The sequence below is a fragment of the Trinickia sp. genome (genome assembly GCF_051953955.1).
GTDB lineage: Bacteria > Pseudomonadota > Gammaproteobacteria > Burkholderiales > Burkholderiaceae > Trinickia.
On the sequence record NZ_JBQCIF010000050.1, the window covers coordinates 1 to 25,219 of the forward strand.

23 protein-coding genes are annotated in these 25,219 nt (G+C 64.7%); 6 read left to right on the forward strand and 17 right to left on the reverse strand.

The window, feature by feature from the left end:
• The 6 genes from flgH to flgL all read left to right on the forward strand — a co-directional run.
• On the forward strand, positions 1 to 668 hold a 668-nt coding region (gene flgH, locus ACTHNZ_RS09455), incomplete at its 5' end, for a flagellar basal body L-ring protein FlgH (protein WP_440542245.1).
• On the forward strand, positions 662 to 1,840 hold the full coding sequence (locus ACTHNZ_RS09460) for a flagellar basal body P-ring protein FlgI (protein WP_440542278.1): 1,179 nt from the start codon (positions 662 to 664) through the stop codon (positions 1,838 to 1,840). The genes flgH and ACTHNZ_RS09460, both read left to right, overlap by 7 nt.
• Before the next feature lie 15 nt (positions 1,841 to 1,855).
• Positions 1,856 to 2,866: a flagellar assembly peptidoglycan hydrolase FlgJ gene (gene flgJ / locus ACTHNZ_RS09465; protein WP_440542246.1), complete on the forward strand. Its 1,011-nt coding sequence runs from the start codon at positions 1,856 to 1,858 to the stop codon at positions 2,864 to 2,866.
• A gap of 414 nt (positions 2,867 to 3,280) precedes the next feature.
• The gene (locus ACTHNZ_RS09470) at positions 3,281 to 4,036 is read left to right on the forward strand and encodes a flagellar brake protein (protein WP_440542247.1); all 756 of its coding nucleotides are present in this window, start codon (positions 3,281 to 3,283) and stop codon (positions 4,034 to 4,036) included.
• 114 nt (positions 4,037 to 4,150) lie between these two features.
• Positions 4,151 to 6,148: a flagellar hook-associated protein FlgK gene (flgK, locus tag ACTHNZ_RS09475; RefSeq protein ID WP_440542248.1), complete on the forward strand. Its 1,998-nt coding sequence runs from the start codon at positions 4,151 to 4,153 to the stop codon at positions 6,146 to 6,148.
• A 14-nt stretch (positions 6,149 to 6,162) separates the two neighbouring features.
• Entirely contained in the window at positions 6,163 to 7,401 is a 1,239-nt protein-coding gene (gene flgL / locus ACTHNZ_RS09480; protein ID WP_440542279.1) for a flagellar hook-associated protein FlgL, read from the forward strand.
• A gap of 229 nt (positions 7,402 to 7,630) precedes the next feature.
• On the opposite strand, the gene ACTHNZ_RS09485 is transcribed toward flgL, so the two are convergent.
• From ACTHNZ_RS09485 to fliF, 17 genes are all read right to left on the reverse strand, one after another.
• The gene (locus ACTHNZ_RS09485) at positions 7,631 to 9,115 is read right to left on the reverse strand and encodes a hypothetical protein (protein WP_440542249.1); all 1,485 of its coding nucleotides are present in this window, start codon (positions 9,113 to 9,115) and stop codon (positions 7,631 to 7,633) included.
• A 175-nt stretch (positions 9,116 to 9,290) separates the two neighbouring features.
• Positions 9,291 to 10,271: a hypothetical protein gene (locus ACTHNZ_RS09490; protein WP_440542250.1), complete on the reverse strand. Its 981-nt coding sequence runs from the start codon at positions 10,269 to 10,271 to the stop codon at positions 9,291 to 9,293.
• 207 nt (positions 10,272 to 10,478) lie between these two features.
• Positions 10,479 to 11,648 (reverse strand): hypothetical protein, encoded by a 1,170-nt coding sequence (locus ACTHNZ_RS09495; protein ID WP_440542251.1) that lies wholly within the window; start codon positions 11,646 to 11,648, stop codon positions 10,479 to 10,481.
• 37 nt (positions 11,649 to 11,685) lie between these two features.
• Entirely contained in the window at positions 11,686 to 12,765 is a 1,080-nt protein-coding gene (locus tag ACTHNZ_RS09500; protein WP_440542252.1) for a NucA/NucB deoxyribonuclease domain-containing protein, read from the reverse strand.
• Between the two features lie 208 nt (positions 12,766 to 12,973).
• Positions 12,974 to 13,756, reverse strand: coding sequence for a flagellar biosynthetic protein FliR (gene fliR, locus ACTHNZ_RS09505; protein WP_440542253.1), 783 nt, complete (start codon positions 13,754 to 13,756; stop codon positions 12,974 to 12,976).
• Between the two features lie 53 nt (positions 13,757 to 13,809).
• Positions 13,810 to 14,079: a flagellar biosynthesis protein FliQ gene (gene fliQ, locus ACTHNZ_RS09510; RefSeq protein WP_440542254.1), complete on the reverse strand. Its 270-nt coding sequence runs from the start codon at positions 14,077 to 14,079 to the stop codon at positions 13,810 to 13,812.
• Between the two features lie 66 nt (positions 14,080 to 14,145).
• A complete protein-coding gene (gene fliP, locus ACTHNZ_RS09515; protein WP_440542280.1) occupies positions 14,146 to 14,907 on the reverse strand; it encodes a flagellar type III secretion system pore protein FliP in 762 nt (253 codons plus the stop codon).
• 18 nt (positions 14,908 to 14,925) lie between these two features.
• A complete protein-coding gene (gene fliO, locus ACTHNZ_RS09520) occupies positions 14,926 to 15,519 on the reverse strand; it encodes a flagellar biosynthetic protein FliO (protein ID WP_440542255.1) in 594 nt (197 codons plus the stop codon).
• The gene (gene fliN, locus ACTHNZ_RS09525) at positions 15,516 to 16,007 is read right to left on the reverse strand and encodes a flagellar motor switch protein FliN (protein WP_440542256.1); all 492 of its coding nucleotides are present in this window, start codon (positions 16,005 to 16,007) and stop codon (positions 15,516 to 15,518) included. The genes fliO and fliN overlap by 4 nt, the downstream gene beginning before the upstream one ends.
• Complete coding sequence (gene fliM / locus ACTHNZ_RS09530) at positions 16,000 to 17,001, reverse strand: flagellar motor switch protein FliM (RefSeq protein ID WP_440542257.1); 1,002 nt, start codon at positions 16,999 to 17,001, stop codon at positions 16,000 to 16,002. Before fliM ends, fliN begins: the two co-directional genes overlap by 8 nt.
• Positions 17,002 to 17,088: 87 nt before the next feature.
• Positions 17,089 to 17,586 carry a flagellar basal body-associated protein FliL gene (gene fliL, locus ACTHNZ_RS09535; RefSeq protein WP_440542258.1) on the reverse strand — a complete coding sequence of 166 codons (498 nt, stop codon included), beginning with the start codon at positions 17,584 to 17,586 and terminating at the stop codon, positions 17,089 to 17,091.
• 259 nt (positions 17,587 to 17,845) lie between these two features.
• Positions 17,846 to 19,378 (reverse strand): flagellar hook-length control protein FliK, encoded by a 1,533-nt coding sequence (locus tag ACTHNZ_RS09540; protein ID WP_440542259.1) that lies wholly within the window; start codon positions 19,376 to 19,378, stop codon positions 17,846 to 17,848.
• Between the two features lie 67 nt (positions 19,379 to 19,445).
• Positions 19,446 to 19,898: a flagellar export protein FliJ gene (gene fliJ / locus ACTHNZ_RS09545; protein WP_440542260.1), complete on the reverse strand. Its 453-nt coding sequence runs from the start codon at positions 19,896 to 19,898 to the stop codon at positions 19,446 to 19,448.
• A gap of 13 nt (positions 19,899 to 19,911) precedes the next feature.
• Positions 19,912 to 21,612, reverse strand: a complete 1,701-nt coding sequence (gene fliI, locus ACTHNZ_RS09550) for a flagellar protein export ATPase FliI (protein ID WP_440542261.1) — start codon at positions 21,610 to 21,612, stop codon at positions 19,912 to 19,914.
• A gap of 7 nt (positions 21,613 to 21,619) precedes the next feature.
• Positions 21,620 to 22,288 carry a flagellar assembly protein FliH gene (gene fliH, locus ACTHNZ_RS09555; RefSeq protein ID WP_440542262.1) on the reverse strand — a complete coding sequence of 223 codons (669 nt, stop codon included), beginning with the start codon at positions 22,286 to 22,288 and terminating at the stop codon, positions 21,620 to 21,622.
• Positions 22,281 to 23,276: a flagellar motor switch protein FliG gene (gene fliG / locus ACTHNZ_RS09560; RefSeq protein WP_440536319.1), complete on the reverse strand. Its 996-nt coding sequence runs from the start codon at positions 23,274 to 23,276 to the stop codon at positions 22,281 to 22,283. The genes fliH and fliG overlap by 8 nt, the downstream gene beginning before the upstream one ends.
• Positions 23,266 to 25,083: a flagellar basal-body MS-ring/collar protein FliF gene (fliF, locus tag ACTHNZ_RS09565; protein WP_440542263.1), complete on the reverse strand. Its 1,818-nt coding sequence runs from the start codon at positions 25,081 to 25,083 to the stop codon at positions 23,266 to 23,268. The genes fliG and fliF overlap by 11 nt, the downstream gene beginning before the upstream one ends.
• Positions 25,084 to 25,219 lie beyond the last annotated feature (136 nt).

Consider the following 25,219-nt stretch of genomic DNA (forward strand, 5'->3'; position numbering starts at 1 on the left):
TGACCTATGCGAGTGCGCTCGCAGTGGTGCTGACGGGCTCTTTCGCCGGTTGCGCGCAGCTCGAGCACCGCGAGCCGATCACGCAGCAGCCGATGACGGCCACGCCGCCGGTGCCGCCGCAATTGCAGCCGCCGGGGTCGATCTACAACCCGGGCTATGCCGGCCATCCGCTGTTCGAAGATCAGCGTCCGCGCAACGTCGGCGACATCCTCACGATCGTCATCTCCGAAAACATCAACGCGACCAAATCGTCCGGCGCCAACGCCGGGCGCAACGGCAGCTCGAACATTTCGGTGCCGACGGCGGGGTTCTTCAAGGCGCTGTTCAACCACGTCGATCTGAGCGCGTCGGGCGCGAATGCGTTCAGCGGCTCGGGCGGCGCGAACGCCTCGAATACGTTCAACGGCACGATCACCGTCACGGTGACGAACGTGCTGCCGAACGGCAACCTCGTCGTGAGCGGCGAGAAGCAGATGCTGATCAACCAAGGCAACGAGTTCGTGCGGTTCTCGGGCGTCGTCAATCCGAACACGGTATCGGGCGAGAACACGGTGCTCTCGACGCAGGTCGCGGACGCCCGCATCGAGTACTCGGCGAAGGGCTACATCAACGAAGCGGAAACGATGGGATGGCTCCAGCGTTTCTTCCTCAACATAGCGCCATGGTGATCGCGATGACGGCTTCGATTCACCGCGCCTGGCGCCGCTTGCGCCGCACCGCCGGCCTCGTGCTCGTCGGCTTGCCCGTTCTGCTGGCCTGCGCGGGCACGGCCCACGCGGAGCGGTTGAAGGACCTCGTGCAGATCCAAGGCGTGCGCGACAACCCGCTGATCGGCTATGGCCTCGTCGTCGGCCTCGACGGCACGGGCGACCAGACGACGCAAACGCCGTTCACGACGCAGACGCTGACGAACATGCTGGCCAATCTCGGCATCTCGCTGAACAACGGCCAGGCGAACGGCGGTTCGGCGTCGAACATGCAGCTCAAGAACGTCGCGGCCGTCATGGTCACGGCGACGTTGCCGCCGTTCGAGCGCCCCGGCGAAGCGATCGACGTCACGGTGTCGTCGCTCGGCAATGCCAAGAGCCTGCGCGGCGGCACGCTGCTGCTGACGCCGCTCAAGGGCGCTGACGGCCAAGTCTATGCGCTGGCGCAGGGCAACGTCGCCGTCGGCGGCGCCGGCGCGAGCGCCAACGGCAGCAAAGTGCAGGTCAATCAGCTCGCCGCCGGCCGCATCCCGTCCGGCGCGATCGTCGAGCGCGCGGTGCCGACGCAAGTCGCGCAGGCGGGCGGCACGATGCAGATGGAGCTGAACGATATGGACTACGACACGACGCAGCGCATCGTGGCGGCCGTCAACAATGCGTTCGGCGAAGGCACGGCCATGCCGCTCGACGGGCGCACGATTCAGCTGCATGCACCGACGGACCCGAGCCAGCAGGTCGCCTTCATGGCGCAGCTCGAGAACCTCGACGTGCGTCCGGCCCAGGCGGCTGCGAAGGTCATCCTCAATTCGCGCACGGGCTCGATCGTCATGAACCAGATGGTGACGCTGCAAAGCTGCGCGGTGGCGCACGGCAACTTGTCGGTCGTCGTCAACACGCAGACGGCCGTGAGCCAGCCCGGCGCGTTCTCGAACGGGACGACGGTGGCCACGCGGCAATCGCAGATTCAGCTGAAGCAGGACAACGGCTCGCTCAAGCTCGTGACGGCGGGCGCGAACCTGGCCGACGTGGTGAAGGCACTGAACGCGCTCGGGGCGACGCCGGCCGATCTGATGTCGATCCTGCAAGCCATGAAGGCCGCGGGCGCGTTGCGCGCGGATCTCGAGATCATTTAAGACGAAGGTGCGGCGATGAACCCGAACACCACCTACTCCGGCAAAGTCGATTCCGGCACGGACATTTCGCAGCGCTTCGCGCTCGACGTGCAAGGCTTCGACGCGCTGCGCGCCCAAGCGGGCGCCGATCCGAAGCAGGCGCTGAAGTCCACCGCCCGCCAATTCGACGCCGTGTTCATGCAGATGATGCTCAAGAGCATGCGCGAGGCGACGCCGCAAGACGGCATTCTCGATTCGAACGACAGCAAGCAGTACACCGCGATGCTCGACCAGCAGCTCGCGCAGCAGCTCTCGTCGCGCGGCGTCGGAGTGGCCAATCAGCTCATCACGCAGCTGTCGCGCAACCTCGGCGAAACGGCCGCGGGCGGAGCCGGCGGCGCGGGAACGATTCCCGGGGGCAACGCGATCGGCGGCATGCTCGGCGGCGGCGGGAACAATGCCGGCGACGCGGCGATGCTGGGCGCACTGGCCCGCGCCTACTCGAACGCGCAGGCGAACGGGGCGCTGGGCTCGGGCAAGGGCTACTCGGCGCAAAGCGCGCTGACGCCGCCGCTGCACGGTAAGGGCGAATCGGCGAAAGTCGATGCGTTCGTCGAAAAGCTGGCGGCTCCGGCACAGGCCGCGAGCGCAGCCACGGGCATTCCCGCGCGCTTCATCGTCGGCCAGGCCGCGCTCGAATCGGGCTGGGGCAAGGGCGAAATCAAGAATGCCGATGGCTCGTCGAGCCACAACGTGTTCGGCATCAAGGCGACGCCGGACTGGACCGGCAAGACGGTCGCCGCGGTCACGACCGAATACGTGAACGGCAAGGCGCGCAAGGTCGTCCAGAAATTCCGCGCGTACGGCTCGTATGCCGAGGCGATGACGGATTATGCGAGCATGCTGCGCGACAATCCGCGCTACGCATCGGTGCTGTCGACCTCGCACGACGCGGCCAGCTTCGCGCACGGCATGCAAAAGGCCGGCTACGCGACGGACCCGCACTATGCGAAGAAATTGATTTCGATCATGAAGCAGATGGTTTGACCGGCTTACGCTACGCAGGACTCGCTTTTGCGGGGCAAGCGAATGTGAATGTATTACGGGGAGCGCGGCTGAAGCGCGACGGGGCCAAGCAGAGAAAAGACGGCATGAAGGCCGGCCGCTCGTGAGAGCGGTCGGCCAAGCCGCATTGCAGCAGCACGCCACGATGGACAGAGCCCTATCTGTCGCACCATAATGGCGCAGTCATCGGCAAAGAGTTCGGATATGACGGTTGCCGGCGCGAGCCGATAACCGAGCAGTTGCTCGAAAACCAAAAAAATATTTCGAGAATGCCTCTAAACTTTACACGCCCGATGCCGCTAAATCAGACGAGACCCTGTTCGGATCGCCGAAAGGCGGCCGAAAGCTTTGGCGCCGGCGCGGAGTGCGCGCCGCGCAAGTTTGCATACCGAGCCCATGGATACCAATCAGTCGAATGGCCCGACGGAGGATTCCGCCGAAAGCGATCATGATTTCGGCCGCCGAAATCCGCTGGAAATCGGCGTCCAACTCCGCAATCTGGCCAATCGCGGCGATTTTCTGACCGTCCAGTACAAGGGCGGGCAGCTCGTCACGAAGATTCTCGACGTCGACGTGCGTGCGCGCCGCTTTTCTTTCGACTGGGGCGCGTTGCCCGAGCAGAACAAAGGCATGCTCGCGTCGCCGAGTTGCACGTTCCGCGCATCGCCCGATGGCGTGCGCGTCGAGTTTTCCACGTACACGCCGCAAGAAACCCAATTCGAGGGGTTGCCCGCTTTCGAAGCGTCGTTCCCCGAAGTGCTGTTCTACGTGCAGCGCCGCGAGTATTTTCGCGTCGATGCGCCCGTGCTCGATCCGTATTTCTGCCGCGGCAAGCTGCCCGAGGGCGACACGTTCCGCTTCGAGGTGCACGACCTCTCCCTCGGCGGGATCGGGCTGCGCACGACGGACGAACGTGTCGCCGAGCTGCCGATGGGCGTGATGCTGAGCGACGTCGAAGTGCACCTGAACGGGCATGGCATGCTCTTGCTCGATCTCGAGCTCGTTTCGATGCGGGCAACCGATCTGCCGAACGGCGGCCGCCGCTTCCAGCTCGGCATGCGCTTCGTCGCACTGCCCGGCAGCGCCGAAAACACGCTGCAGCGCCTCATCACTCAACTCGAAATGCGCCGGCGCTCGCTCGTCAAAGCGTAAAAAAATCGGGGCCGGCACATTCGGCCCCCTTCAACTTTTGGCCACGCGGCCGTTATACATGTGTTCCCTCAACGCGGCGGACGAGCCTATGGCGACCGCCCTTCAGGAAGACGCATGTCCAACGATATCTTCAACATCGGCTTGTCCGGGCTCAATGCCGCCCAATGGGGTTTGCAGACGACGAGCCAGAACATCAGCAACGCGTCGACGCCCGGCTATACGGTGGAGAACCCCGTTTATGCCGAGGCCAGCGGCCAATACACGGGCTCGGGCTTTCTCGGCACCGGCGTCGACACCGTCTCGGTGCAGCGCAACTACAGCCGGTACCTGAGCACGCAGCTCAATACGGCCACGTCGACGAACAGCGCACTGTCGGCCAACTATGCGATGGCCTCGCAACTGAGCAATCTCGTGGGCAGCCCGACGTCCGGCATTTCGGCCGCGATCACGTCGTACTTCACCGGCATGCAGAACGTTGCGAACACGCCGAACAGCATCGCCATGCGTCAAACGGCGATCAGCGACGCGCAAACGCTCGCGTCGCAGCTGAACGCCGCCGGTGCGCAGTACGATCAGTTGCGCACGAGCGTCAATCAGCAACTGCAGACGGCGGTCGCCTCGATCAACACCTATTCGTCGCAGATCGCGAACCTGAACAGCCAGATTGCCGCGGCATCCGCGCAAGGCCAGCCGCCGAACCAGCTGCTCGACCAGCGCGATCAAGCCGTGGCCAGCCTATCGCAGCTCGTCGGCGTCTCCGTCGTGCAAAACTCGAGCGGCTACAGCGTCTTCATCGGCAACGGGCAGCCGCTCGTCGTCGCGAGCAACAGCTTTCAACTCGGCACGGCCACGTCTCAGACCGACCCGAGCGAGCTCTCCGTGACCTACAACGGGCTCAAGGGTGCCACGACGCCGCCTCCCGTCGAATATCTGCCGTCCTCGGCGGTGACGGGCGGGACGGTCGGCGGTTTGCTGCAGTTCCGCACGCAGACGCTCGACCCGGCGGAATCGCAATTGGGCGCGATTGCGACGAGCTTCGCCGCGCAAGTGAACGCGCAAAACGCGCTCGGCCTCGATCTGGCCGGCAACAAGGGCGGCAACCTGTTCAAGGTCGGCTCGCCGACCGTCTACTCGAACCTCGCCAACACGGGCAGTGCGGCGCTGTCGGTCAGCTTCGCGAATAGCGCACAGCCGACGAACGACGACTACTCGCTCTCGTTTGCCGGCGGCACCTACACGCTGACCGATACGACGACGGGCACCGTCGTCGGCACGTCGGCCTCGGCCCCGAGCAACACGACGATCGGCGGGCTCGTGCTCAACATCACGTCGGGCTCGATGAACCCGGGCGATTCGTTCACGATCCAGCCCACGCGCGGCGCACTCGATTCGTTCGCGCTGACCACGTCGAACACGTCGGCGATCGCCGCATCGGCGCCGGTCCTGGCTTCGGCGCCGAGCTCGAACACGGGCTCGGGCTCGATCACGCAGGGCACGGTGACGGCCGGCTACCAGATCTCCACCACGACGACGCTGACTTACGACGCATCGACCGGGACGTTGAGCGGCTTCCAGCCGGGCACGACGATCACGGTGGCCGGCTCGCCGCCGACGACGATTCCGATTGCGTCGTCCGCCACGACCGTTCCGTACAACCCGTCACAGGGCGCGACGATGACGATCAACAGCACGACTTCGCCGCCGCCGGCCGGCATCACGAACGCCGTGACCGTCACGCTCACCGGCATTCCGGCAAACGGCGACACGTTCTCGATCGCGCCGAATACGGGGACGTTCGACGGCCGCAATGCGTTGGCGATCTCGAAGCTGGTGTCGAACGCGTCGCTCAACGGCGGCACCTCGACGATGACGGCCGCTTACGCGTCGTACGTCAACAACATCGGCAATGCAGCGGGCCAGCTCAAGGCGGCCAGCACGTCGCAATCGGCGCTCGTGACGCAGATCACGTCGGCGCAGCAGGCCGTGTCGGGTGTGAATCTCGACGAAGAAGCATCGAACTTGTTGCAATATCAGCAGGCTTATCAGGCGAACAGCAAGGTCATCCAGACGGCCGAATCGATGTTCCAGACCCTGATCGGCATCTTCCAATAAGGTGATCAGCGATGATGCGCATCTCGACCTCGCAGTTCTACGATCAGAACATCCAGACGATGGATAACCAGCAGAGCCAGCTGGGGACGTACTACCAGCAGCTCTCGAGCGGCACGGCGCTCACCACGCCCGCGGACAATCCGCTCGGTGCCGCGCAGGCTGTCCAGTTGACGATGGTTTCGGCCACCTACACGCAGTACCAGACGAACCAGAACACGGCGCTTTCGTCGCTGCAGCTCGAGGACAAGACGCTTTCGAGCGTCACGAGCACGATGCAGGCGATTACGTCGGAGATCGTGCGGGCCGGCGACGGCACGCTGAACGACTCCGACCGCGCATCGATCGCGCAGGCGCTCCAAGGCTATCGCAATCAGTTGCTGAACCTCGCGAACACGAGCGACGGTGCCGGCAACTATCTGTTCTCGGGCTTTCAAGCGACGACGCAGCCGTTCACGACGAACCCTGCCGGCGGCGTGAATTACCAGGGCGATAACGGCATTCGCGAAGCGCAGGTGGCGGACACGCGCCAGATCGCGACGAACGACAGCGGCTCGAGCGTGTTCCTGAAGGTGCCGGCGACGGGCACGTCGCCCGTTGCGGCGAGCTCGGTCACGAACACGGGCACGGGCAAGATCGGCGCGCCGTCGATCACGAATCCTGCCATCGCGACGAACGGCGACAACTACACGATCACGTTCGGCGGCACCCCTGCCGCGCCGACCTACACGGTGACCGACAACACGGTGGTGCCGGCGACGACGACGGCCGCCACCGCGTTCAATGCAAGCACGCCGATCGCGCTCGGTAGCGGCATGCAAGTGGCGATCACGGGTGCGCCCGCGCCGGGCGACACGTTCTCGGTCACGCCCGCGACGGCGCCGCAAAACAGCAGCGTCTTCTCGACGCTGGACTCGATCATTTCGGCATTGCAGCAGCCGGCGAGCAACAACCCGACGGCGACCGCGACGCTCGAGAACGCGCTGACGACGGGCATGTCGCGCTTCCAAAACTCGCTGACGAACGTGACCGTCGTGCAGGCATCGGTGGGCGGCCGCGAGCAGGAATTGCAGGCGCTGCAGACGACGACGCAAACGAACGTGACGCAGACGCAGAGCGATCTGTCGAGCCTCACGGGCGTCGACATGGTGTCGGCGATCACGAAGTTCGAGCAGACGCAAAGTGCGTTGCAGGCGGCGCAGCAGACGTTCGTGAAGATTCAGGGCATGTCGCTGTTCCAGTACATCGGGAACTAACGTTGCCTTTCGCTTCCGCTTAAATACCGTTTGACGAAGCCACACGCCCGCAAGGGCGTGCGATAAGGCCGAAGCTCCCACTCTCCTCGGGACTTCGGCCGTTTTTTTGTGATGGCGAAACGTCGTGTGGACGCGGACGAATGCGCGAGCGTTGCGCAGCCGAAGCGGCAACTACGCCGCGTCATTGCATATTGCTCTCGAGTCTCGCGCCTTGAATCCCGGCAGAAACCTACGCTAGCGACAAGTAATCGACGCACTCGCCAGCGGCGATCTGACCTTCGCCGTTGCGAATGGTCACCAACGCATTCGACGTCGCGAAGGCGTTCAGGCTAAGGCCCTCTTGGTCGTCGCTGACTTGAATGACGACGCGACCGCTTTCGTCGGTGTGCGCCACGCCCCAGAGAAAGCGATGCTCCAACGCGTGCCGCGTAATGGGGGATGCCAATGTGCCCTTCTGCCAAACCGGCCCCGGCTGCGCAACGCCTTCCATCGAATCGAGGAGGCGAGGGACGAACAATTGCATGACCGTGGCGACCTCGGGCGTGTGCCCCGGAACGTTGAGCACGATCGCCCTGTCGTAGCTGAACGAACTGTCGTACCGAGCGATTTCTGTCGACGATTCCGAGCGGTAAACGGGGTCACGCCGCTTGCTTATCACCGGAGCCGTGCGATCGTCACCGAGGCCGCAGATGAAGCCGCGGTCTTTCGTGTTGTCGAAATGGACGTGCTCTTGGCCGTGAGCAAAACAGGAAACGGGTCCGCCAAGCCCATTGGCGAGCATCGCCGCGTCCGCGGGCATGCCGACGCCGATCAGCAAGTCGTAGCGGGACATCAGATCGAGCAATTGCTCGCGATAGGCCTCTTGTGCCGCTTGTGGCTCTTGTTGCCCTTCTGTTTCTCGGGCCTCCGTTGCCTCCTGAGTCTTCCGAGTCGTATCCGACGAAACCATAGGACCCAGCGGAGCCAACCATTCGACTGAAGGCGTCGCATATCCCCAGCGCGCGAGCAACGAGCGCGCGTAGCCGCTCATCGAATCCGGCCGCTGCCACGCATGCTCCACGTTGGCGGGCGGCACGGCGTCGTAACTGCTCAACACCACACCTACCCGTGGGCGCCTATACACGGGGACCGTGAACACTCCGGCGGCAATCAGCACGGCGTGTATCTCCGGCGTGATGCGCGTGCCACGGGTGACGAGCGTGGCGCCTCGTGCATAGTCTTCGCCGGGTAATCGCGCGTTGTCGCCTTCGCGCACGGGGGCGGTGACTTTTAGTTTGTCGACTATCGGAACGGTGACTTCATCGGTCACCTCGGGCGGGGTGTAGCGCACTGCGTCGGCGTTTTCGGGCAAGGGGATGCCAGCGTGGACGGCTTGACATTCGCCCGGCCGCAACGGGTTTGCGGCCGGGTCCCCTCCGGTCTTACGATAGCCCGCCCTGCTTTCCTTTTGCAAATGGACGGGGTGGGTACTCGTTGCGCGTACGGTATCGACCGCACGCACTGCATACCCGCGGCGCAGAGAGTACGACACGCGCGGAACGGGCCCGGGTGCTTTCACGTCTTCGGCCGCGACGCGCATGCAGGCCTCCTCGACGGGTATGAGGTCGCTATGAGGATCGCCGCGGGCGGCGCCGCTTAAGTCGTAGTAAGCGTTGTCAAGCCACCGGGGATACCGACGAGGAGAGTGCTCTGAGTTTTTTGAAGAATCTGGCATGGGATGAGAAAGGGTGCGTTTGATGCGATAAGGCGGAAGTCCTCGCTGCTCGGGACGACAGCCGCAGTTTTGTCGATGGTGAAATGTCGCGCGGGGAGGCGGGTAGCGCCGTTAGCATGCCGGGTCCGAAGCGCCGATCGCGCGATGTCATGGGGTAGCGGGTTACCGCAACACGCTACTCGAGCGAGACGTAATCGACGCATTCGCCGGCGGCGACCTGACCGGCGCCGCTGCGGATGGCGACCAATGCGTTCGCTGTCGCGAAGGTGTTCAGGCTCAGGCAGTTTTGATCGTCGCTCACTCCAATGGCGACACGGCCGCTATCATCGATACGTGCGAATGCCCACAGAAATCGATGTTCCAAAGGGTGCCGCGTAATCGGGGACTGCAACGTTCCGACTCGCCAAACTGGACCGGGCTCTGCGACGCCTGCCAATGAATCGAGGGTGCGACGGATGAACAAATGCATAATCGTGGCAACCTCGGGCGTGTGACCTGGGACATTGAGCACGATGGGCCGATCGTAGTAGATATAACTTGCTGATCCTGCGAAGTGACTCAACGTTCCTGGGCGGTAAAACGTGTCCTTGACATGCACTGGAGGCGTCCGGTCGCCACCAATGCGGCATTCGAAGCCGCGTTCGGTCGTGTTATCGAAATGGATGCCGGTTTTGCCCTCGCCAAATGCGACCGATCCGCCTAGACCGGGAGAAAGCATGTAAGAGTCCGCCGGCATACCGACGCCTATCAACAAGTCGTACCGCGGCATTAGATCGAAGAAGCGTTTGATGTATGCCTTGCGCGCCTCGCGAAGGTCACTTGGAGCATTCTTCGAGTGTTCCGGGGCCAACTGTTCCACCGGGGGCGTCACATGCCCCCAGCGCGCGAGCAACGAGCGCACGTATGCGCTCGTTGAATCCGGCCGCTGCCACGCATGCTGGACCTCGCCATGAGGCACCGAATCGAAACTGCTCAATACCACCCCAACGCGCGGACGCCTATATACCGGGACCGTCAATATCCCGGCGGCAGTCAGCATGGCTTGAAGTTGCGGCGTGATGTGCGTGCCCTGAGCGACAAGCGTGGCACCTCGTGCATAGTATTCGCCGCGAAAACGAGAGCCGAGTGCTTTCACATCGTCCGAAGTGACGCGCATGCAGGCGTTCTCGACGGGTATGAACTCGGTGTGGATTTCGCCACGGACGCAATCAACGCTCTGGTCATAAGCCGTAGCAAGCCACGTTGGGCCGTTCGGCTCATAACGCCGAGGAAGCCACGATGGGCGTCGCCGGGAAGCGTTCGATGAGGTTTTCGAAGAGGTTGGCATGGATGAGAGTCGGTTGGAAGCAAGGGCATTCGGCCGTTAGTCAGTGATGTTCACGTCGAGCGAGACGTACTCGACGCATTCGCCGGCGGCGACCTGGCCTCCGCCGCTGCGGATGGCCACCAATGCGTTCGACGTTGCAAAGGTGTTGAGGCTCAGGCTGTTTTGACCGTCGCTGACCCGAATGACGACATGGCCGGTTTCGTCGTTGTGCGCCATTCCCCAGAGAAAGCGATGCTCCAAAGGGTGCCTCGTGATCGGAGACGCCAACGTGCCCGTTCGCCAAACAGGCCCCGGCTGTGCGAGGCCTTCCATCGAATCGAGGATTCGGCGGGCGAACAAATGCATGACCGTGGCAACCTCGGACGTGTGCCCTGGCAAGGTGAGTACGATCGCTCTGTCGTAGTAGGTAGAACTTGTGTGTATCGCCACGCGATTCAACGATCCTGGGTGGTAAATGCGGTGCTTAGCCTGAACGGGAGGCGTTCGGTCATCACCAAGGCCGCACATGAACGCGCGTTCTGCCGTATTGTCGAAGTGGATGCGCTCCTTGCCCCAAGGACAACAGCTAAACGGTCCGCGTGAACCGCTAGAAAGCACCCAGGGATCCGACGGCATACCGACGGAGATCAGCAAGTCATAGCGGGACATCAGATCGCGCACCCGCTCGACGTGGGCCATGTCTGCCTCGCGAATGTCGCCCGGAGACGTGATTTGGGGAATCGGAGTCAACCGTTCCACGGGTGGCGTTACGTACCCCCAGCGTGCGAGCAACGAGCGCACGTAGGCGCTCATCGAATCGGGACGCTGCCAGGCATGCTCCACCTCGGCGGGCGGCGCTACGTCATAACCGCTCAGCACTACCCCCACGCGCGGGCGCCTATACACCGGGACCGTGAGCACACCGGCGGCGGTGAGAACGGCCTGCTCCTGTGGCGTGATGCGTGTGCCCTGCGCGACGACCATGGCGCCGCGTGCGTAGCCTTCATTGCGCAAGCGAGCGCCCGGTGCTTTTACGTCGCCGGCGGTGACGCGCAAGCAGGCGTCTTCGATGGATATGAACTCGCTGTACGTTTCGCCGAGGATGCAGCCACAACTCCTGATGTAATTCGTAGCAAGCCACGGTGGGTCGCTCGGCTCGGAGATTCTGTGAAGCCACGATGCGCGGCGACGGGGAACTTTCGTTGAGGTTTTTGAAGAATTAGACATGCGATGAGAGTCGGTTCTATGCGAAGGCGGTCGGCCGTTAGTCGGTGACGTTCACGTAGAATGTGTCGCCCCCTATCACACGCTGTGACGTGAAAAAGTTGCCGAGGCGGGCGCCGGCTCGCTGATTGTCTTTGGCGTCGATGCGTTTGACCGAAAAGCGCCCTTCAAAGGCACCTTCGTACGTCGAGGCGAACGGGTACTCATCGCAGTTGCACGGACCCGGCGGGTCATCCGGGTCGGTTGTCAGCGTGCATACGGGTTCCTCCGCGTATTGCAATACATACTGCTTGCGCGCGGCTGATCGGTTTTTCGCGATCACATCTGGTTCACGCGTACGTGTCAACGGGCTGTCATTCGACGAGTCTTGAAGGATGCTCCCGTCACCGCGCCCCACGAATTTACCTGGCAAGTCGGCCGCTTGTGCTTCCCGGATGTGAATCGCCGACTCGTCGACATCGGGGTCGCTCATGCTGATTCCGCTGAATATCGCGGGCGCTTCGATATAGACACAACCCTTGGTGCCTCGGCGCGCGAGCCCCTCATCGCAGCGAATTTTCGGAATGTGTGCATCGCTGTGAAAGCGCGATATCGACTGGCCGTCTTCGAATGACTCTCCGGTCCGCACGATTCGATACTCGACGGTTGGCTGGAACGTCATGGGATTTGCACCGGCCATGGTCGGTGTCAGCGTAATGGTGGCTTCACTCGTGAGGCCACCGGGCATCAGATCGATCGTGGGTGCGGCGCTCACTGTGCATAGACCTTTGCAGTCGATATACGGCTTCACTTGTAGCGGCACCGATTCGCCAGCAACGGACTTGGTGCGAAAGCGCAATTTGATGTCCCACGACAATTGATTCAAGGCGTTGTCCGAGTACATATAGGCCTCCACGTCAGCGCGTGTCTCGGCAGTTCGCTCTGGGTTGCTGCTTACATGCTCCATGACGTTTGAGCGAAAGCAATACGAACCGCGGCCCAGCAGCGTTCTCGGACCGGCTTCGTTGAAGACCGTGGTGCATATCGGCGAAACGTCAGTCGCGCTTTCGGCGTGCGCGGCGGACGATGCGCCGATAACGACGAAGCATGCGGCCACGCGAGCAAAAAATCTTAGATTCATTGATCCATTCCAAGTTGTACGAGTTCGCGCAACATTTGCGCGGCGCGATCGTCGCTGTGAATGGACGGTTAATGCACAACTGGGGGGATTTTTCGGACGCTTTTACCGTGGACGCGGGGCGCCTGGTAATCCAGATGGAGCACCAGCCGAAAATGCAAGACGAATTGCCTGAGAAGCGGCGCAGGTCCGGGCTTTCCGGACGAACACCCTACCGCAACCCCGCGCTGATCCGCCCCATCTGATCGATGCCCGTATCGACGAGATGGGCGAAATAGGGAATCATGTTCGGCAGCATGAGCATCAAGAGCAGCATGCCGACCATCAGCGTGACCGAAAACCCGATCTGGAACACGCCGATCTGCGGCGCGGCGCGATTGAGAATGCCGAGGGAAAGGTTCGCGACGAGCAGCGCGACCACCACGGGCAGCGACAGCAAAAGCCCCGCCGTGAAAATCGCGTTGCCCCATTGCACGAGCGTGTGCAACCCGGGCGGCCCGAGCGCGGCCTGCGCGATGGGCACCGATTGAAACGATTCGATCAGCGCCGCCACGACTTGCAAGTGGCCGTTGTAGGCCAAGAACGCGAGCATCGCGATCATGTTCAGGAAGCTCGAGATCACCTGCTGCGACGCGCTCGAGCTCGGATCGAAGAACGTCGCGAAACCGAGCCCCATCTGCAGGCCGACGAGCGTGCCCGCCATCTCCACGGCTGCGAACACGAGCTGCATCGTGAAGCCGAGCGCCGCGCCGATCAAAAACTGCATGACCATGATCCAGACGCCGTTCGCCGAGAAGACGGTCACCTGCGGCATCGGCGCCAGCGTCGGCGCGACGATGAGGGCCATGAATGCCGCCAGCGCGATCTTCACGCGTGCCGGAATGCCCGTATGGCCGAGCACGGGCGCCGTCGCGATCAGCGCGGCGATGCGCGTGAACGGCCAGAGAAACGCCGTGAGCCAGGCGTTCAGTTGGGCGTAGGTGACGGTGAACATGGTTCGACCGAGGAGGGATATCGGCGAGCGTTAGCCGGATAGACCCAAGCCCCCTAACCCGCGAACGTGGGGATGCTGGTCAGCATCTGCCGCATGTAGTCGAGGATGATGGAAAGCATCCACGGGCCCGCGATCACGAGCGTGATCGTCACGGCCATGAGCTTCGGGATGAACGACAGCGTCGCTTCGTTGATTTGCGTGGCGGCCTGGAAGAAGCTCACGAGCAAGCCCACGACGAGCGAAACGATCAGCGGCGGCGCCGTGAGCAGCAGGGCGACGTACATCGCGCGGTGCGCGAGCGTCAGGACGGATTCGGGCGTCATGAGAGCAGGTCCTCGATAGCGTATGAAGCGGCAGCTAGAACTCGAGCTAAAGCCAGTAGCGCCGGCTCAGGTGAAGCTCTGCGCGAGCGAGCCGATCAGCAACTGCCAGCCGTCCACGAGCACGAACAACATGAGCTTGAACGGCAGCGAGATCGTCACCGGAGACACCATCATCATCCCCATCGACATCAGCACGCTTGCCACGACCATGTCGATGATGAGAAACGGGATGAAGATCGTGAAGCCGATCTGAAAGGCGGTCTTCAATTCACTGGTGACGAACGCGGGCACGAGCAGCGGAAGCGGCACGTCTTCCGGCCCTTGCAGCGGCGGCGAGTGCGAGATCTTCGCGAACAGCGCCAGGTCGGATTCGCGCGTTTGCTTCAGCATGAACTGCTTGAACGGCGCCACCCCGCGCGTCACGGCCGTTTCCATCGAAATCGTGCCGTCGGCGAACGGCTTGTAGCCGTCGGTGTAGGCCTTGTCGATGACGGGCGACATCACGAACAGCGTCAAGAACAGTGCGAGGCCCACGAGCACTTGATTCGGCGGCGTCGTCGTGGTGCCGAGCGCCTGGCGCAGCAGCGAGAGCACGATGATGATGCGCGTGAAGCTCGTCATCATCAGCACCATCGCCGGCAAGAACGACAGCATCGTGAGCAGCAGCATCGTCTGCACGCTCAGCGAATAAGTCGTGCCGCCGCCGGGGCCGGGGCTCGTCGTGAAGGCCGGCAGGCCGGCCGGAGCGGTCTGCGCGTGCGCGAACTGCGGCAACAGCGCGAACATCAAAATGGGAAGCAGCGGAGCCGCGGCACGCGCGAGCCGCATGATGGAACTGGACGACATTTACTTGCCTCCGCCCGAAGGACGAGAGAACCGCTTTTTCGCCTCGTCGGCGAGCGCCGCGCGAAAGCGCGCACCGAACGTGCCTGGCAGGGGGCCCGCGGCAGCTTGCGCATCGCCGCCCGAGCCACCGGGATCGCTGGGGCCACCGCTCGTGCCCGCCGTCGGTGCCGGCATCGTATGCAGCAGCCGCACGTTGCCGGGCGCCGCGCCGACGACGAGCCAGGTGTCGCCGATCTCGACGACGGCCACACGCTCCTTGCCGCCGAGCGACACGCCGCCGACGGTGCGCACGAGCTGCCCGCGCGCCGAGGGCTGCAGGCCGAGCCGGCGGGCGAGCCACGCGCAGGCGAACACGAGCGCGACGACGACGGCGAGCCCCACGAGCGTTTGCAGTACGGCGCCGACGCCGACGGAGGGCACGGCCGTGCCGGCGCCTACGTTCGAGGCGATTTTTGCGGCGTTGTTGACTGCGTTGATGTCGGCAGCCGCTGCCGCGGGCGCGAATGCCGCCGAGGTGAGGGCGGCGGCCGTTGCCGCCGCGAGAGTTGCTGCCACGCGCCGGCCGAGCGGCACACGGTGCAAGCGTGATTTCATCGATTCAATTTTCGAATGCGTTCGGCCGGCGTGATGATGTCGGTCAACCGGATCCCGAACTTGTCGTTGACCACCACGACTTCGCCTTGGGCAATCAAACAGCCGTTCACGAGCACGTCCATCGGCTCGCCGGCCATCCCGTCGAGTTCGACGACGGAACCTTGCGCAAGTTGCAGCAAATTGCGGATCGCAATTTTCGTGCGCCCCAGCTCGACCGTCATCTGAACCGGAATGTCCAGGATCATGTCGATGTCGTTGCGCGTCGAGGTGGGCTCGACCTTCGAGAGCGGCTGGAACACGCCCGCGGCGGCAGGCGCCGGCGTCGGGTTCGTATTCTGCTCGGCCAGCGCGGCGGCCCAATCGTCGAGGCTCGTTTCGTCGTCCGCCGCAGCGGGGGCGGCTTTGGCGCTCTCTGCGGCCATGGCGGCGGCCATTTGCGCGTCGATGTCGGCCATGCCTTCGCCCGGCGTAGCGTTCAGGTCACTCATAATCCGTTTCCTTAATCGTGTTTTCCGCTGCGCTGATCATTTTTTGCACGCGCAACGCATATTGACCATTGAAAATTCCGTAGCCGCATTCCATGACGGGCACGCCGTCGACTTTCGCGACGATGTTTTCGGGGATGTTGATCGGCAGCACGTCGCCCGCGCGCATGTTCAAAATGTCCTCGAACGTAACCGGGATATGCGCCAGATCGGCCGTCAGCTCGACCTCGGCCGCTTGCACTTGCTTCGACAACACGCGAATCCAGCGGCGGTCCACTTCGAGCGCTTCGCCTTGGATCGGCGAGGTCAGCACGTCGCGGATCGGTTCGATCATCGAATACGGCATGCAGATGTGCAGCGTGCCGCCGGTCGGCCCGAACTCGATCGAAAATTGCGTGACGATGACGATTTCGTTCGGCGTCGCGACGTTCGCGAACTGCGTGTGCATCTCCGAGCGCATGAATTCGAACTGCAGCGGACGCACGCTCTTCCACGCCGTCGTGTAGTGATCGAACACGAGGTTGAGCAGTTTGCCGATGATGCGTTGCTCGGTGGCCGTGAAGTCGCGCCCTTCGACGCGCGTATGGAATCGGCCGTCGCCGCCGAACAGATTGTCGACGACGAAGAACACGAGGTTCGGATCGAACACGAACAGCGACGTGCCGCGCAGCGGCTTGACGTGCACGAGGTTCAAGTTCGTCGGAATCGGCAGATTGCGCGTGAACTCGCTGTACTTGAGCACCTTGACCGGACCCACCGAGATCTCGGCGGTGCGGCGCATGAAATTGAAAATGCCGAGACGCAAGAGGCGCGCGAAGCGCTCGTTGATGATTTCGAGGCCGGGCATCCGGCCGCGAACGATCCGCTCTTGCGTCGCGATGTTGTATGGGCGAACGCTGGCCTTGTCGCCGTGTTCGGCGTCGGTGTCGGTGTCGCCGGTTACGCCCTTGAGGAGTGCATCGACTTCCTCTTGGGACATGAACTCTTCGTGGCCCATCGCTTTTGCTCGTCCCTGTATTGCGGTTGATGAGAAACGCCCGGAAGCGGCTCGAGGCCCGGCACCGAAGCGCCGGGCGCACGCGCGCTACTGGACCACGAATTCTGTGAAGAGCACTTCTTCGACGTGCACGGGCGGCTCGCCGGCGTCCGTCGGCTTCTCGATCAACGCTTTGAGTTCCTTCGCCAGCGTGTGCTTGCCGTCGAGCGTCTCGAGCTCCTCAGGATGCTTGTTCGACAGATCGAGCAAGATGCGGCTGCGAATCTCGGGCATGTGCAGCTGCAGCGCCTCCTGAATCTTGCCGTCGGCCAGCTTCAGCGACAGGCCGACGCGCAGATAGTGCTGGCCGTCGTCGGACAGCAGGTTGACCGTCATCGGGTCGAGCGCGAAGAAGACCGGCGGCGGGGGCGGCGGCGGCGCGGGCTTGCCGTTGCCCATGCCGTTCTTGAGCAGGAAGAAGTACATGCCGGCTGCCGCAACGCCGGCCGCGACCAGCGCGATCAAAACGATCAGCACGATGCGTTTGAGTTTGCCCTTTTTCGCGGGAACGTCGACGGTCTGCTGAGCTGCGGTCGTGGATGCCATGACAATGCTTTGCGTGAGTGCGGTAGGGTGAATTGTTGGCTATTGCGGGCGCGAGCGATAAGCCGAAAAGAAGGGACATTCGACGCCATCTCGTTCGTTTAGGGCGATGGCGTTCCAGCCGCGAGCAAAAAAAAGGGGCGCGAAACGGCCCGCACGTGCAGCGGATCCCTCCCGGTCCGGGGGATCAAGGGCTCGAGGGCGCGTGCCCGCCGCCGGTCAGGGCGGCGCGGCGGGTTGCCGGCTGCGGCCGGCTCCCGGGTTAGGCGAACGTATCGACGAGGCCGACCGTGCGGCGCGTCGGGATCGACGTGGCCGAGATCGCGGTATCGTCGGCGGTGCCCCCGCCGGACCCGCTGCCCCCGCGCCGGCCGTTGCCGCTGCCTTGATTGCCGGCTTGCTGCTGGCTCGCTTGGCGCGCGAAGCCGTCGCTGACGCTCGCGCTGCCGAGCCCCAGCCCGCCGGCCTCGAGCGCGTTGCGCAGCGTCGGCAGCGCGGCTTCGACCGCTTCGCGGACCTGCTGATGCTGCGAGACGAACAGTGCATGAGCGTGGTTGTCGGCCACCTGAAGGACGACTTGCAGCGGACCGAGATCGGGCGGATTGAGCGTCAACTCGGCGCTTTGCTGATGCGCATTCGACATGAACACGACCTTCTGGCTCAACGCGTCTTCCCAATCGGGCGTGCCGACCTGCGGGGCGAGCGAGGCCGCCACCGCGGCCGCGGCGGCGTTCGGGGAGGCGGCCGCCGCTTGAGCGGCGGCGCCGGCCGCGCCCGAGGCGGAGGCCGCCTGCGTGGCCGCGAGCGCCGCGCGCGCGGCCTCTGCGTTGTCTTTCAGCGTGGCGATCGCGGCCGTCGCATCGCCGCCGCCCGCCAATGCCTGTGCCGTTGCGGCAGCCGCGCTGTCGGACGAAGCCGGGCCGCCCGGCGCCGTCTTGGCGGCTTGGTCGGCCGCGCCCGCGACCGCCTGTGCGTTCGCGTTCTTGCCGTCTCCCGTCAGCGTGCTGATGAGCTTCGAGTTCAACGGCAAGGAACCCATGCCGTTGGCGATCGAGCTCGTGCCGCCCGTATTGCCCGAATTGCCGAGCACCTGCGTGTTCGTCGCGCCGCCCGTGGCGCCTGCCGCCGCACCTTGCATGCCCATCTGAGCGGCCAGCGCGGCTTCCAGCGCCGCGCGCACGGTTTTCGGTTCGGTGGCGCCTTTCGATTTGCCTGCGATGCCGCCCGCCGCTCCCGTTACTCCCGTTGCATCGACGCCGGCAACGGTCGTGCCGCCGGCCGTCGCACCGTTCGCGGCCGCCTGGGCTTGCTGCGCCACGGCTTGGGCGGCGGCTTGCGCTTGCGCCGCCGCATTGGCGGCATCGGCGGCCGCACTCTGCCCTTGGCTGACTTGCTGCTGCGAGTTCGAAGACGAATCGGCGTGCTTCGTGCCGTTGCCGGCTTGCGACGAGGCCGTGCCGTCGCTGCCGGCCGTGCTCGAGGCGCTCGATGCGTTGCTCGACGCCTGAGCGGCGCTATTGCCGTTGCCGTCCCCGTTGCTGCCGTTCGCGGCGTTGGCCTCGCCCGAAGCCGATTGCTGCGGCGCACCACTGCCTTGGCCGCCGCTCGAAGGGGATGCCTTGGCGTTCGATTGCGTGGATTGCGCCGATTGCGCGGCTTGCTGCTGCGCGTTCACGCTGTGCTGGAGCGTCTGCGAAAACGGCGTCACGGCCGGCGCCGTGCTTGGGCTTGCGCTGCTGCCGGGCGTGGCGCTCGGCGTACCGGAGAGAGACCCGAGGATGGAAATGGGCGACATGGCTCTGCCTTTGTAGGGTCGGCGGTGCCGTCACGGCGCCCGCCGATTCGATTCAATTCGATTCAGTTCAATTCAAGTTTTCGTGCCGCATGCGCAGCATTTTCGCCGCATGCTCGTCGGCGTCGCGCTGCTCGCGCCGCGCGGCGAGCCGGGCCTGCTCGGCATCGCCGCGCGCCTGCAGGACTTCGTACGAACCCAGCTTCTGCTTTTGACGCTGCCACTCGGGCTTGGCCGCCTCGACGCGCGAGGTGGCGGCCGTGAGCAGGCGCCGCTGCTGTTCGATCGCCGCGTCGAGCGTATCGATGAACGCCTGAAAGTTGCGCCAGTTGCCGGCGGGCATGCCGGCCTGGGCCGAAGCGGAGAAGTTCGCGTGATACTCGTCGCGATAGCGGACCAACGAATCGAGTTGCGCCTGGATGTCGGCGCGCTCGCGCTGCACGCGGCCGAGCTGCTTGGCCGCCGCGTCGACATCGTCTTGCGCGAGGTCGATCAGCGTCTTGATCGGAAAATGCTTCGCCATCGCTTAGAACTCCTCATTGAAACAACGCATCCAGCATATTGAGGCTTGGCTCGAACGGTGCACATTCGCGAAAGCCCTGCTGCAAGAATGCTTCGATGCGCGGATAGAGCGCGATTGCCCGGTCGAGCAGCGCATCGCGCCCGCTCGAATAGGCCCCGACGTTGATCAAGTCGCGATTGCGCTGATAACGGGACAGCATCTGCTTGAAGAGCCGCACGCGCTCCAGATGCTTCTCGTCGATGAGCGCCGTCATCGCCCGGCTGATCGAGGCTTCGATGTCGATGGCCGGATAATGGCCCGCTTCGGCAAGCGCGCGCGACAGCACGATATGGCCGTCGAGAATCGCACGCGCCGCGTCGGCGATCGGGTCTTGCTGATCGTCGCCTTCCGTCAGCACGGTGTAGAACGCCGTGATCGAGCCGCCGCCGGCCGGGCCGTTGCCCGTGCGCTCGACGAGCGCCGGCAGCTTGGCGAAGACGGACGGCGGATAGCCTTTCGTCGCGGGCGGCTCGCCGATCGCGAGCGCGATCTCGCGCTGCGCCATCGCGTAGCGCGTGAGCGAATCCATGAGCAGCAGGACGTGCTTGCCCTGATCCCGGAAATATTCGGCGAGCGAAGTGGCGTAGGCGGCACCTTGCATCCGCATGAGCGGCGAGACGTCGGCCGGCGCCGCCACGACGACGGAGCGGGCGAGGCCCTCCTCGCCGAGGATCTGCTCGATGAATTCCTTCACTTCGCGGCCGCGCTCGCCAATGAGCCCGATGACGATGACCTCGGCGCTCGTGTAGCGTGCCATCGTGCCGAGCAGCACCGACTTGCCGACGCCCGAGCCGGCGAACAGGCCCATGCGCTGGCCGCGCCCGACCGTGAGCAGCGCGTTGATCGCGCGCACGCCGACGTCGAGCACCTGCTGGATCGGCTCGCGCTTGAGCGGGTTGATCGAGGGTGCCGACAGCGGCGCGTCGGCGCGCGTGTCGAGCGGCCCGAGGCCGTCCAGCGGGCGGCCCGACGAATCGACGACGCGCCCGAGCATGCCCCAGCCGACCGGTAGGCGCTTGGCGCCGGCAAGCGGATCGGCGAGCGGCGCCGCCTCGCGCGGATAGACGCGCGCGCCGGGCAACAGGCCCGCCACTTCGGTCGTCGGCATCAAAAACAGCCGGTCGCCGGCAAAGCCGACCACTTCGGCCTCGGCCATGGGCAACGTGCTGCCGGGCGGCATTTCGATCAGACATTCGGCGCCCACGGCCATGCGCATGCCGATCGCTTCGAGCACGAGCCCCGCCGCGCGCGTGAGGCGCCCGCAAGCCGAGAGCGGGCGCGCGAGCGCGGTCCGCTCGCGCAGCGCGTCGAGGCGCGTGCGCCAAGCGGCCAGATGAGGGTTGTTCGCGAGCGCCGGATCGGGCGTGAACGCCGGATGCGGCGCGGCCGCGCGCGAGGCGCTCGCCGCGCTTGGGGCGGCATGCGCGCCAGGTTCCCGCCGGGCGGGCGCATCCTCGCCTGTGGCGGCCTTGGCAATGGCATCGATCGCGTCGATCGCGGCTAGCTGGTCCGCAGGATCGACGCCGGCCAAGCCCGCTTCCGTCTCGCTGGCGTTCGGATCGAGCGCGCGACGTGCCTCGGGCAACGCCTCGGGGCTGAACGAGGCGAGCGCCAGCTCGACTTCGAGCGGCGAAAGCCCGCTTGCACGCAGCGATTCGACGGTGGTTTCGTTCACGTTTCGCTCACCATTGGCTGACCTTGCCGAGGGCGGCTGCGACGCGCTGCCAGCGCGTGCCGACCGTGGCGTCGATCTCACCGGTGGCGGCCTGCGCGCGGCAGCCGCCGCGCTCGACCGCCACGTCGGTGCGCACGTTCCAGCCGAGCGTGTCGAGCTCGTCTTTCAAATAGGCTTCGACGATCGGCAGATCGGCCGGATTGACGATCAATTGCGGGGCGCCCGCGAGCGCCGGCTCGCCCGCGAGCACTTCGCGGGCGGCAGCGATGAGGGCGGCCGGATCGTGCGTGACGTGCTGGCGCACGACCTGCTGGGCAATGTCGATCGCGAGCGCGACGAGCGAGTCCGCCATTTCCGTTTGGGCGCCGTCGAGGGCGGCCTTGAACGCATCGGCGAGACCGGCGAGCCGCGCGGCTTCGGCATGCGCTTCCTGGCGGCCTTTTTCCAGCCCTTGGGCATGGCCCTGGTCGAAGCCGGCTTGATAGCCGATCGCCTGGCCGGCGACGTGCCCTTGGGCGAGCCCTTGGTGATGCGCAGCTGCGCGAATGCGCTGGATTTCGTGCGCGAGCTTGTTCTCGCGGACGGGATCGGGCGGGGGCGGCGGATCGAACGAAGCCATCTCCCAGCGCTGATACGCCGAGAGGGGCTTCTTGTCCGAGCGGCCTGAATCAGACATATGCATCTTCCGCCTTTCCGCCGATTACGATCTGGCCGCTTTCGGCCAAGTTGCGCACGATCTGCAGGATGCGGCGCTGCTGCGTTTCCACTTCCGAGACCCGCACTGGGCCGCGCGCATCGAGATCTTCCGCGAGCAGCTCGGCTGCACGCTGCGACATGTTCGAGAGGAACTTCTGGCGCAGCGCGGGCGGGGCGCCCTTGAGCGAAATGATGAGCGCTTCGGACTCGACTTCCTTGAGCAGCAACTGGATCGCGCGGTCTTCGAGGTCGAGCAGGTTCTCGAACACGAACATCTGGTCGATGATCTTCTGCGCGAGGTCCGCGTCGTACTGGCGCACGTTCTCGAGAATCGATTCCTCGTGCACGCTCGGCATGAAGTTCAGGATTTCGGCTGCCGTGCGGATGCCGCCCATCGGGCTGCGCTTGAGATTGTCGCTGCCCGAGAGCAAGCCCGTCAGGACGTCGTCGAGCTCGCGCAGTGCGGCCGGCTGAATCCCGTCGAGCGTCGCGATGCGCAGCAGCACGTCGTTGCGCAGCCGGTCCGTGAAGCAGGCGGCGATTTCCGAGGCCTGGTCGCGATCCAAATGCACGAGGATCGTCGCGATGATCTGCGGGTGCTCGTTCTTGATGAGCTCGGCCACGGCGGGCGAGTCCATCCACTTGAGCCCTTCGATCCCGCTCGTATCGCTGCCTTGCAAGATACGGTCGATGAGCACGCCGGCCTTGTCTTCGCCGAGCGCCTTCGTCAGCACCGAACGGATGTAGTCGTTCGAATCGAGCGACATCGCCGTGTGCTGCTCGGCTTCCTTGACGAAGTCTTGCAGCACGTGCTCGACTTCCTCGCGCGTCACGTTCTTGAGCGCGGCCATGGCGGCGCCGATCTTCTGCACTTCGCGCGGCGCGAGAAACTTGAATACTTCAGCGGCTTCTTCCTCGCCGATCGACATCAGCAGAAGCGCGCTCTTCGTGACCCCTTCAGCGCTCATCGGACACCCAATTCTTGACAACGGTCGCTACGATCTTCGGATCCTTGCGCGCGATCGTCCGCGCGTAGTCGAGGTTCCGCTCGAACTTGTGCTTCTCGCTCTCGAACGCAAGCAGGTTCTGCTCCATGTCGTTGTCGAGCTCTATCGCCGTCGTGACCGGCGACGGCGAGCCGCCGTCGAGCAGCACGGGCTCGCCGGGGCCGTCCAGCATCGAGCCCGACCCCGAGCCGTCGGCTGCTTGCCCCTCTAGCTGCGGCGGGAAAGCACGCTTCATCGCGGGCTTGACCATCATCAGGTAGAGGATCAGCGCGACGAGGCCGATGCCGAGCCATTTCGCCGCCTGGATCGCGAGCGAGATGATCTCGGGCTGCTTCCACCACGGCAGATTCGCGAGCGGGTCGGCTTCGGTCGTGAACGTCGCGTTGACGATGTTGACCGAATCGCCGCGCTTGGCGTCGTAGCCCATCGCATCCTTCACGAGCTGCGTGACCTGTGCGAGCTTTTCGGGCGTGAGCGGCTGCATCGTCGCGTGGCCCTTGGCGTCGACGACACGCTGGTAGTTGATGACGACCGCGGCCGACAGACGCTTCACGCCGCCCTTGGCCTGCTCCATGTGCGTGACGTGCTTGTCGAGCTCGTAGTTCGTCGTCGCGTCCTTGCGCTCGCTCACGGGTGTCGTCGTGACGCCCGTGGCGGACGCGCCGCTGGCGGCGACGATCGGCGCCGAAGCCGGCTGGGGCGGGGTGTTCGACAGCGCGCCGGGCACGCCGGAGGCGCCGCTTTGCGTCATCTCGGTCGCCTCGCTCGTTTGGCGGCTGCGGACCGACGCCTGCTGCGGGCTGCCGTTCGGGCCGTAGGTTTCGGCCGTCTGCTCCAACTGCGAGAAGTCGATGTCGGCGCTGACTTGCGAGTGCGCGTTGCCGTTGCCGAACAGCGGGGCGAGGATCGCGTCGATCCGCTGCTGCGTGTTGCGTTCGACTTGCTGGACGTACTTGAGCTGCGAGGCGTCGAGCCCCGAGCCCGTGGAAGGCTGCGTGAGCAGCGTGCCGTCCTGGTCGACGATCGTGACGTTCTTGACGGGCAGATCGCTGACGCTCGAGGCCACCATGTGCGTAATGGCGGAAACTTGGCCCTCGTCGAGCATCCGGCCCGGATACAGGTTGACGAGCACCGACGCCGTCGGCGCTTCCCGATCGCGGACGAACACGGAGGGCTTCGGGATCGCTAGGTGCACGCGCGCTTGGCGCACGACGGAGATCGACTGGATCGTGCGCTCGAGCTCGCCTTCGAGCGCGCGCTGGTAGTTCACTTGCTCGGCGAACTGGCTGATGCCGAACTTCTCGTTGTCCATCAACTCCATGCCGACCGAGCCGCTCTTGGGCAACCCTTGCGACGCGAGCTTCAAGCGTGTTTCGTTGACCTGGTCCGACGGCACGAGAATCGCGGAGCCGCCGTCCGAGAACTTGTAGGGAATGTTGGCTTGTTGCAGCGCAGCAAGGACGGCGCCGCCGTCCTGGTCCGACAAGTTCGTATACAGAACGCGGTAGTCCGGGGTGCGGCTCCAGAGCACGAGTGCGGTGACGACGGCGATCAGCACGGCCACGGCGAAGATGAACGGCGCGCGCGGATTGCCTCGCATTTGCGAGAGCGACGACAGCCGCTGGGCGAAGCCGCCGAACTCGGCCGCACCGCCCGCCGCGCCTACACCGGCGCCTTGCAGCGAGCCGGCCGCGGCGGAGCCGGGCTGCGCGCTGGCGAGGCCCATGCGGGCATCGGGGTTGATCAAAGAGTTAGCCTGCGAATCCATGCGTCGGGGTTCTCCGGAATGCGGGGTGTCCGGCCGGCGGGCCACAGGGGGCGAGCACTGCGCTCAGCCTCGCCTGGACGGGCGGGACACTTTCACGATGGGGATTATCCATACCGATGCGCAACTGAATCAGTCG

Coding starts and splice junctions, on each gene's coding strand:
- ACTHNZ_RS09460 (WP_440542278.1), top strand. CDS start 662: ATGGTGATCGCGATGACGGCTTCGATTCACCGCGCCTGGCGCCGCTTG.
- flgJ (WP_440542246.1), top strand. CDS start 1,856: ATGAACCCGAACACCACCTACTCCGGCAAAGTCGATTCCGGCACGGAC.
- ACTHNZ_RS09470 (WP_440542247.1), top strand. CDS start 3,281: ATGGATACCAATCAGTCGAATGGCCCGACGGAGGATTCCGCCGAAAGC.
- flgK (WP_440542248.1), top strand. CDS start 4,151: ATGTCCAACGATATCTTCAACATCGGCTTGTCCGGGCTCAATGCCGCC.
- flgL (WP_440542279.1), top strand. CDS start 6,163: ATGCGCATCTCGACCTCGCAGTTCTACGATCAGAACATCCAGACGATG.
- ACTHNZ_RS09485 (WP_440542249.1), bottom strand. CDS start 9,115: ATGCCAGATTCTTCAAAAAACTCAGAGCACTCTCCTCGTCGGTATCCC.
- ACTHNZ_RS09490 (WP_440542250.1), bottom strand. CDS start 10,271: ATGCGCGTCACTTCGGACGATGTGAAAGCACTCGGCTCTCGTTTTCGC.
- ACTHNZ_RS09495 (WP_440542251.1), bottom strand. CDS start 11,648: ATGTCTAATTCTTCAAAAACCTCAACGAAAGTTCCCCGTCGCCGCGCA.
- ACTHNZ_RS09500 (WP_440542252.1), bottom strand. CDS start 12,765: ATGAATCTAAGATTTTTTGCTCGCGTGGCCGCATGCTTCGTCGTTATC.
- fliR (WP_440542253.1), bottom strand. CDS start 13,756: ATGTTCACCGTCACCTACGCCCAACTGAACGCCTGGCTCACGGCGTTT.
- fliQ (WP_440542254.1), bottom strand. CDS start 14,079: ATGACGCCCGAATCCGTCCTGACGCTCGCGCACCGCGCGATGTACGTC.
- fliP (WP_440542280.1), bottom strand. CDS start 14,907: ATGCGGCTCGCGCGTGCCGCGGCTCCGCTGCTTCCCATTTTGATGTTC.
- fliO (WP_440542255.1), bottom strand. CDS start 15,519: ATGAAATCACGCTTGCACCGTGTGCCGCTCGGCCGGCGCGTGGCAGCA.
- fliN (WP_440542256.1), bottom strand. CDS start 16,007: ATGAGTGACCTGAACGCTACGCCGGGCGAAGGCATGGCCGACATCGAC.
- fliM (WP_440542257.1), bottom strand. CDS start 17,001: ATGGGCCACGAAGAGTTCATGTCCCAAGAGGAAGTCGATGCACTCCTC.
- fliL (WP_440542258.1), bottom strand. CDS start 17,586: ATGGCATCCACGACCGCAGCTCAGCAGACCGTCGACGTTCCCGCGAAA.
- ACTHNZ_RS09540 (WP_440542259.1), bottom strand. CDS start 19,378: ATGTCGCCCATTTCCATCCTCGGGTCTCTCTCCGGTACGCCGAGCGCC.
- fliJ (WP_440542260.1), bottom strand. CDS start 19,898: ATGGCGAAGCATTTTCCGATCAAGACGCTGATCGACCTCGCGCAAGAC.
- fliH (WP_440542262.1), bottom strand. CDS start 22,288: ATGTCTGATTCAGGCCGCTCGGACAAGAAGCCCCTCTCGGCGTATCAG.
- fliG (WP_440536319.1), bottom strand. CDS start 23,276: ATGAGCGCTGAAGGGGTCACGAAGAGCGCGCTTCTGCTGATGTCGATC.
- fliF (WP_440542263.1), bottom strand. CDS start 25,083: ATGGATTCGCAGGCTAACTCTTTGATCAACCCCGATGCCCGCATGGGC.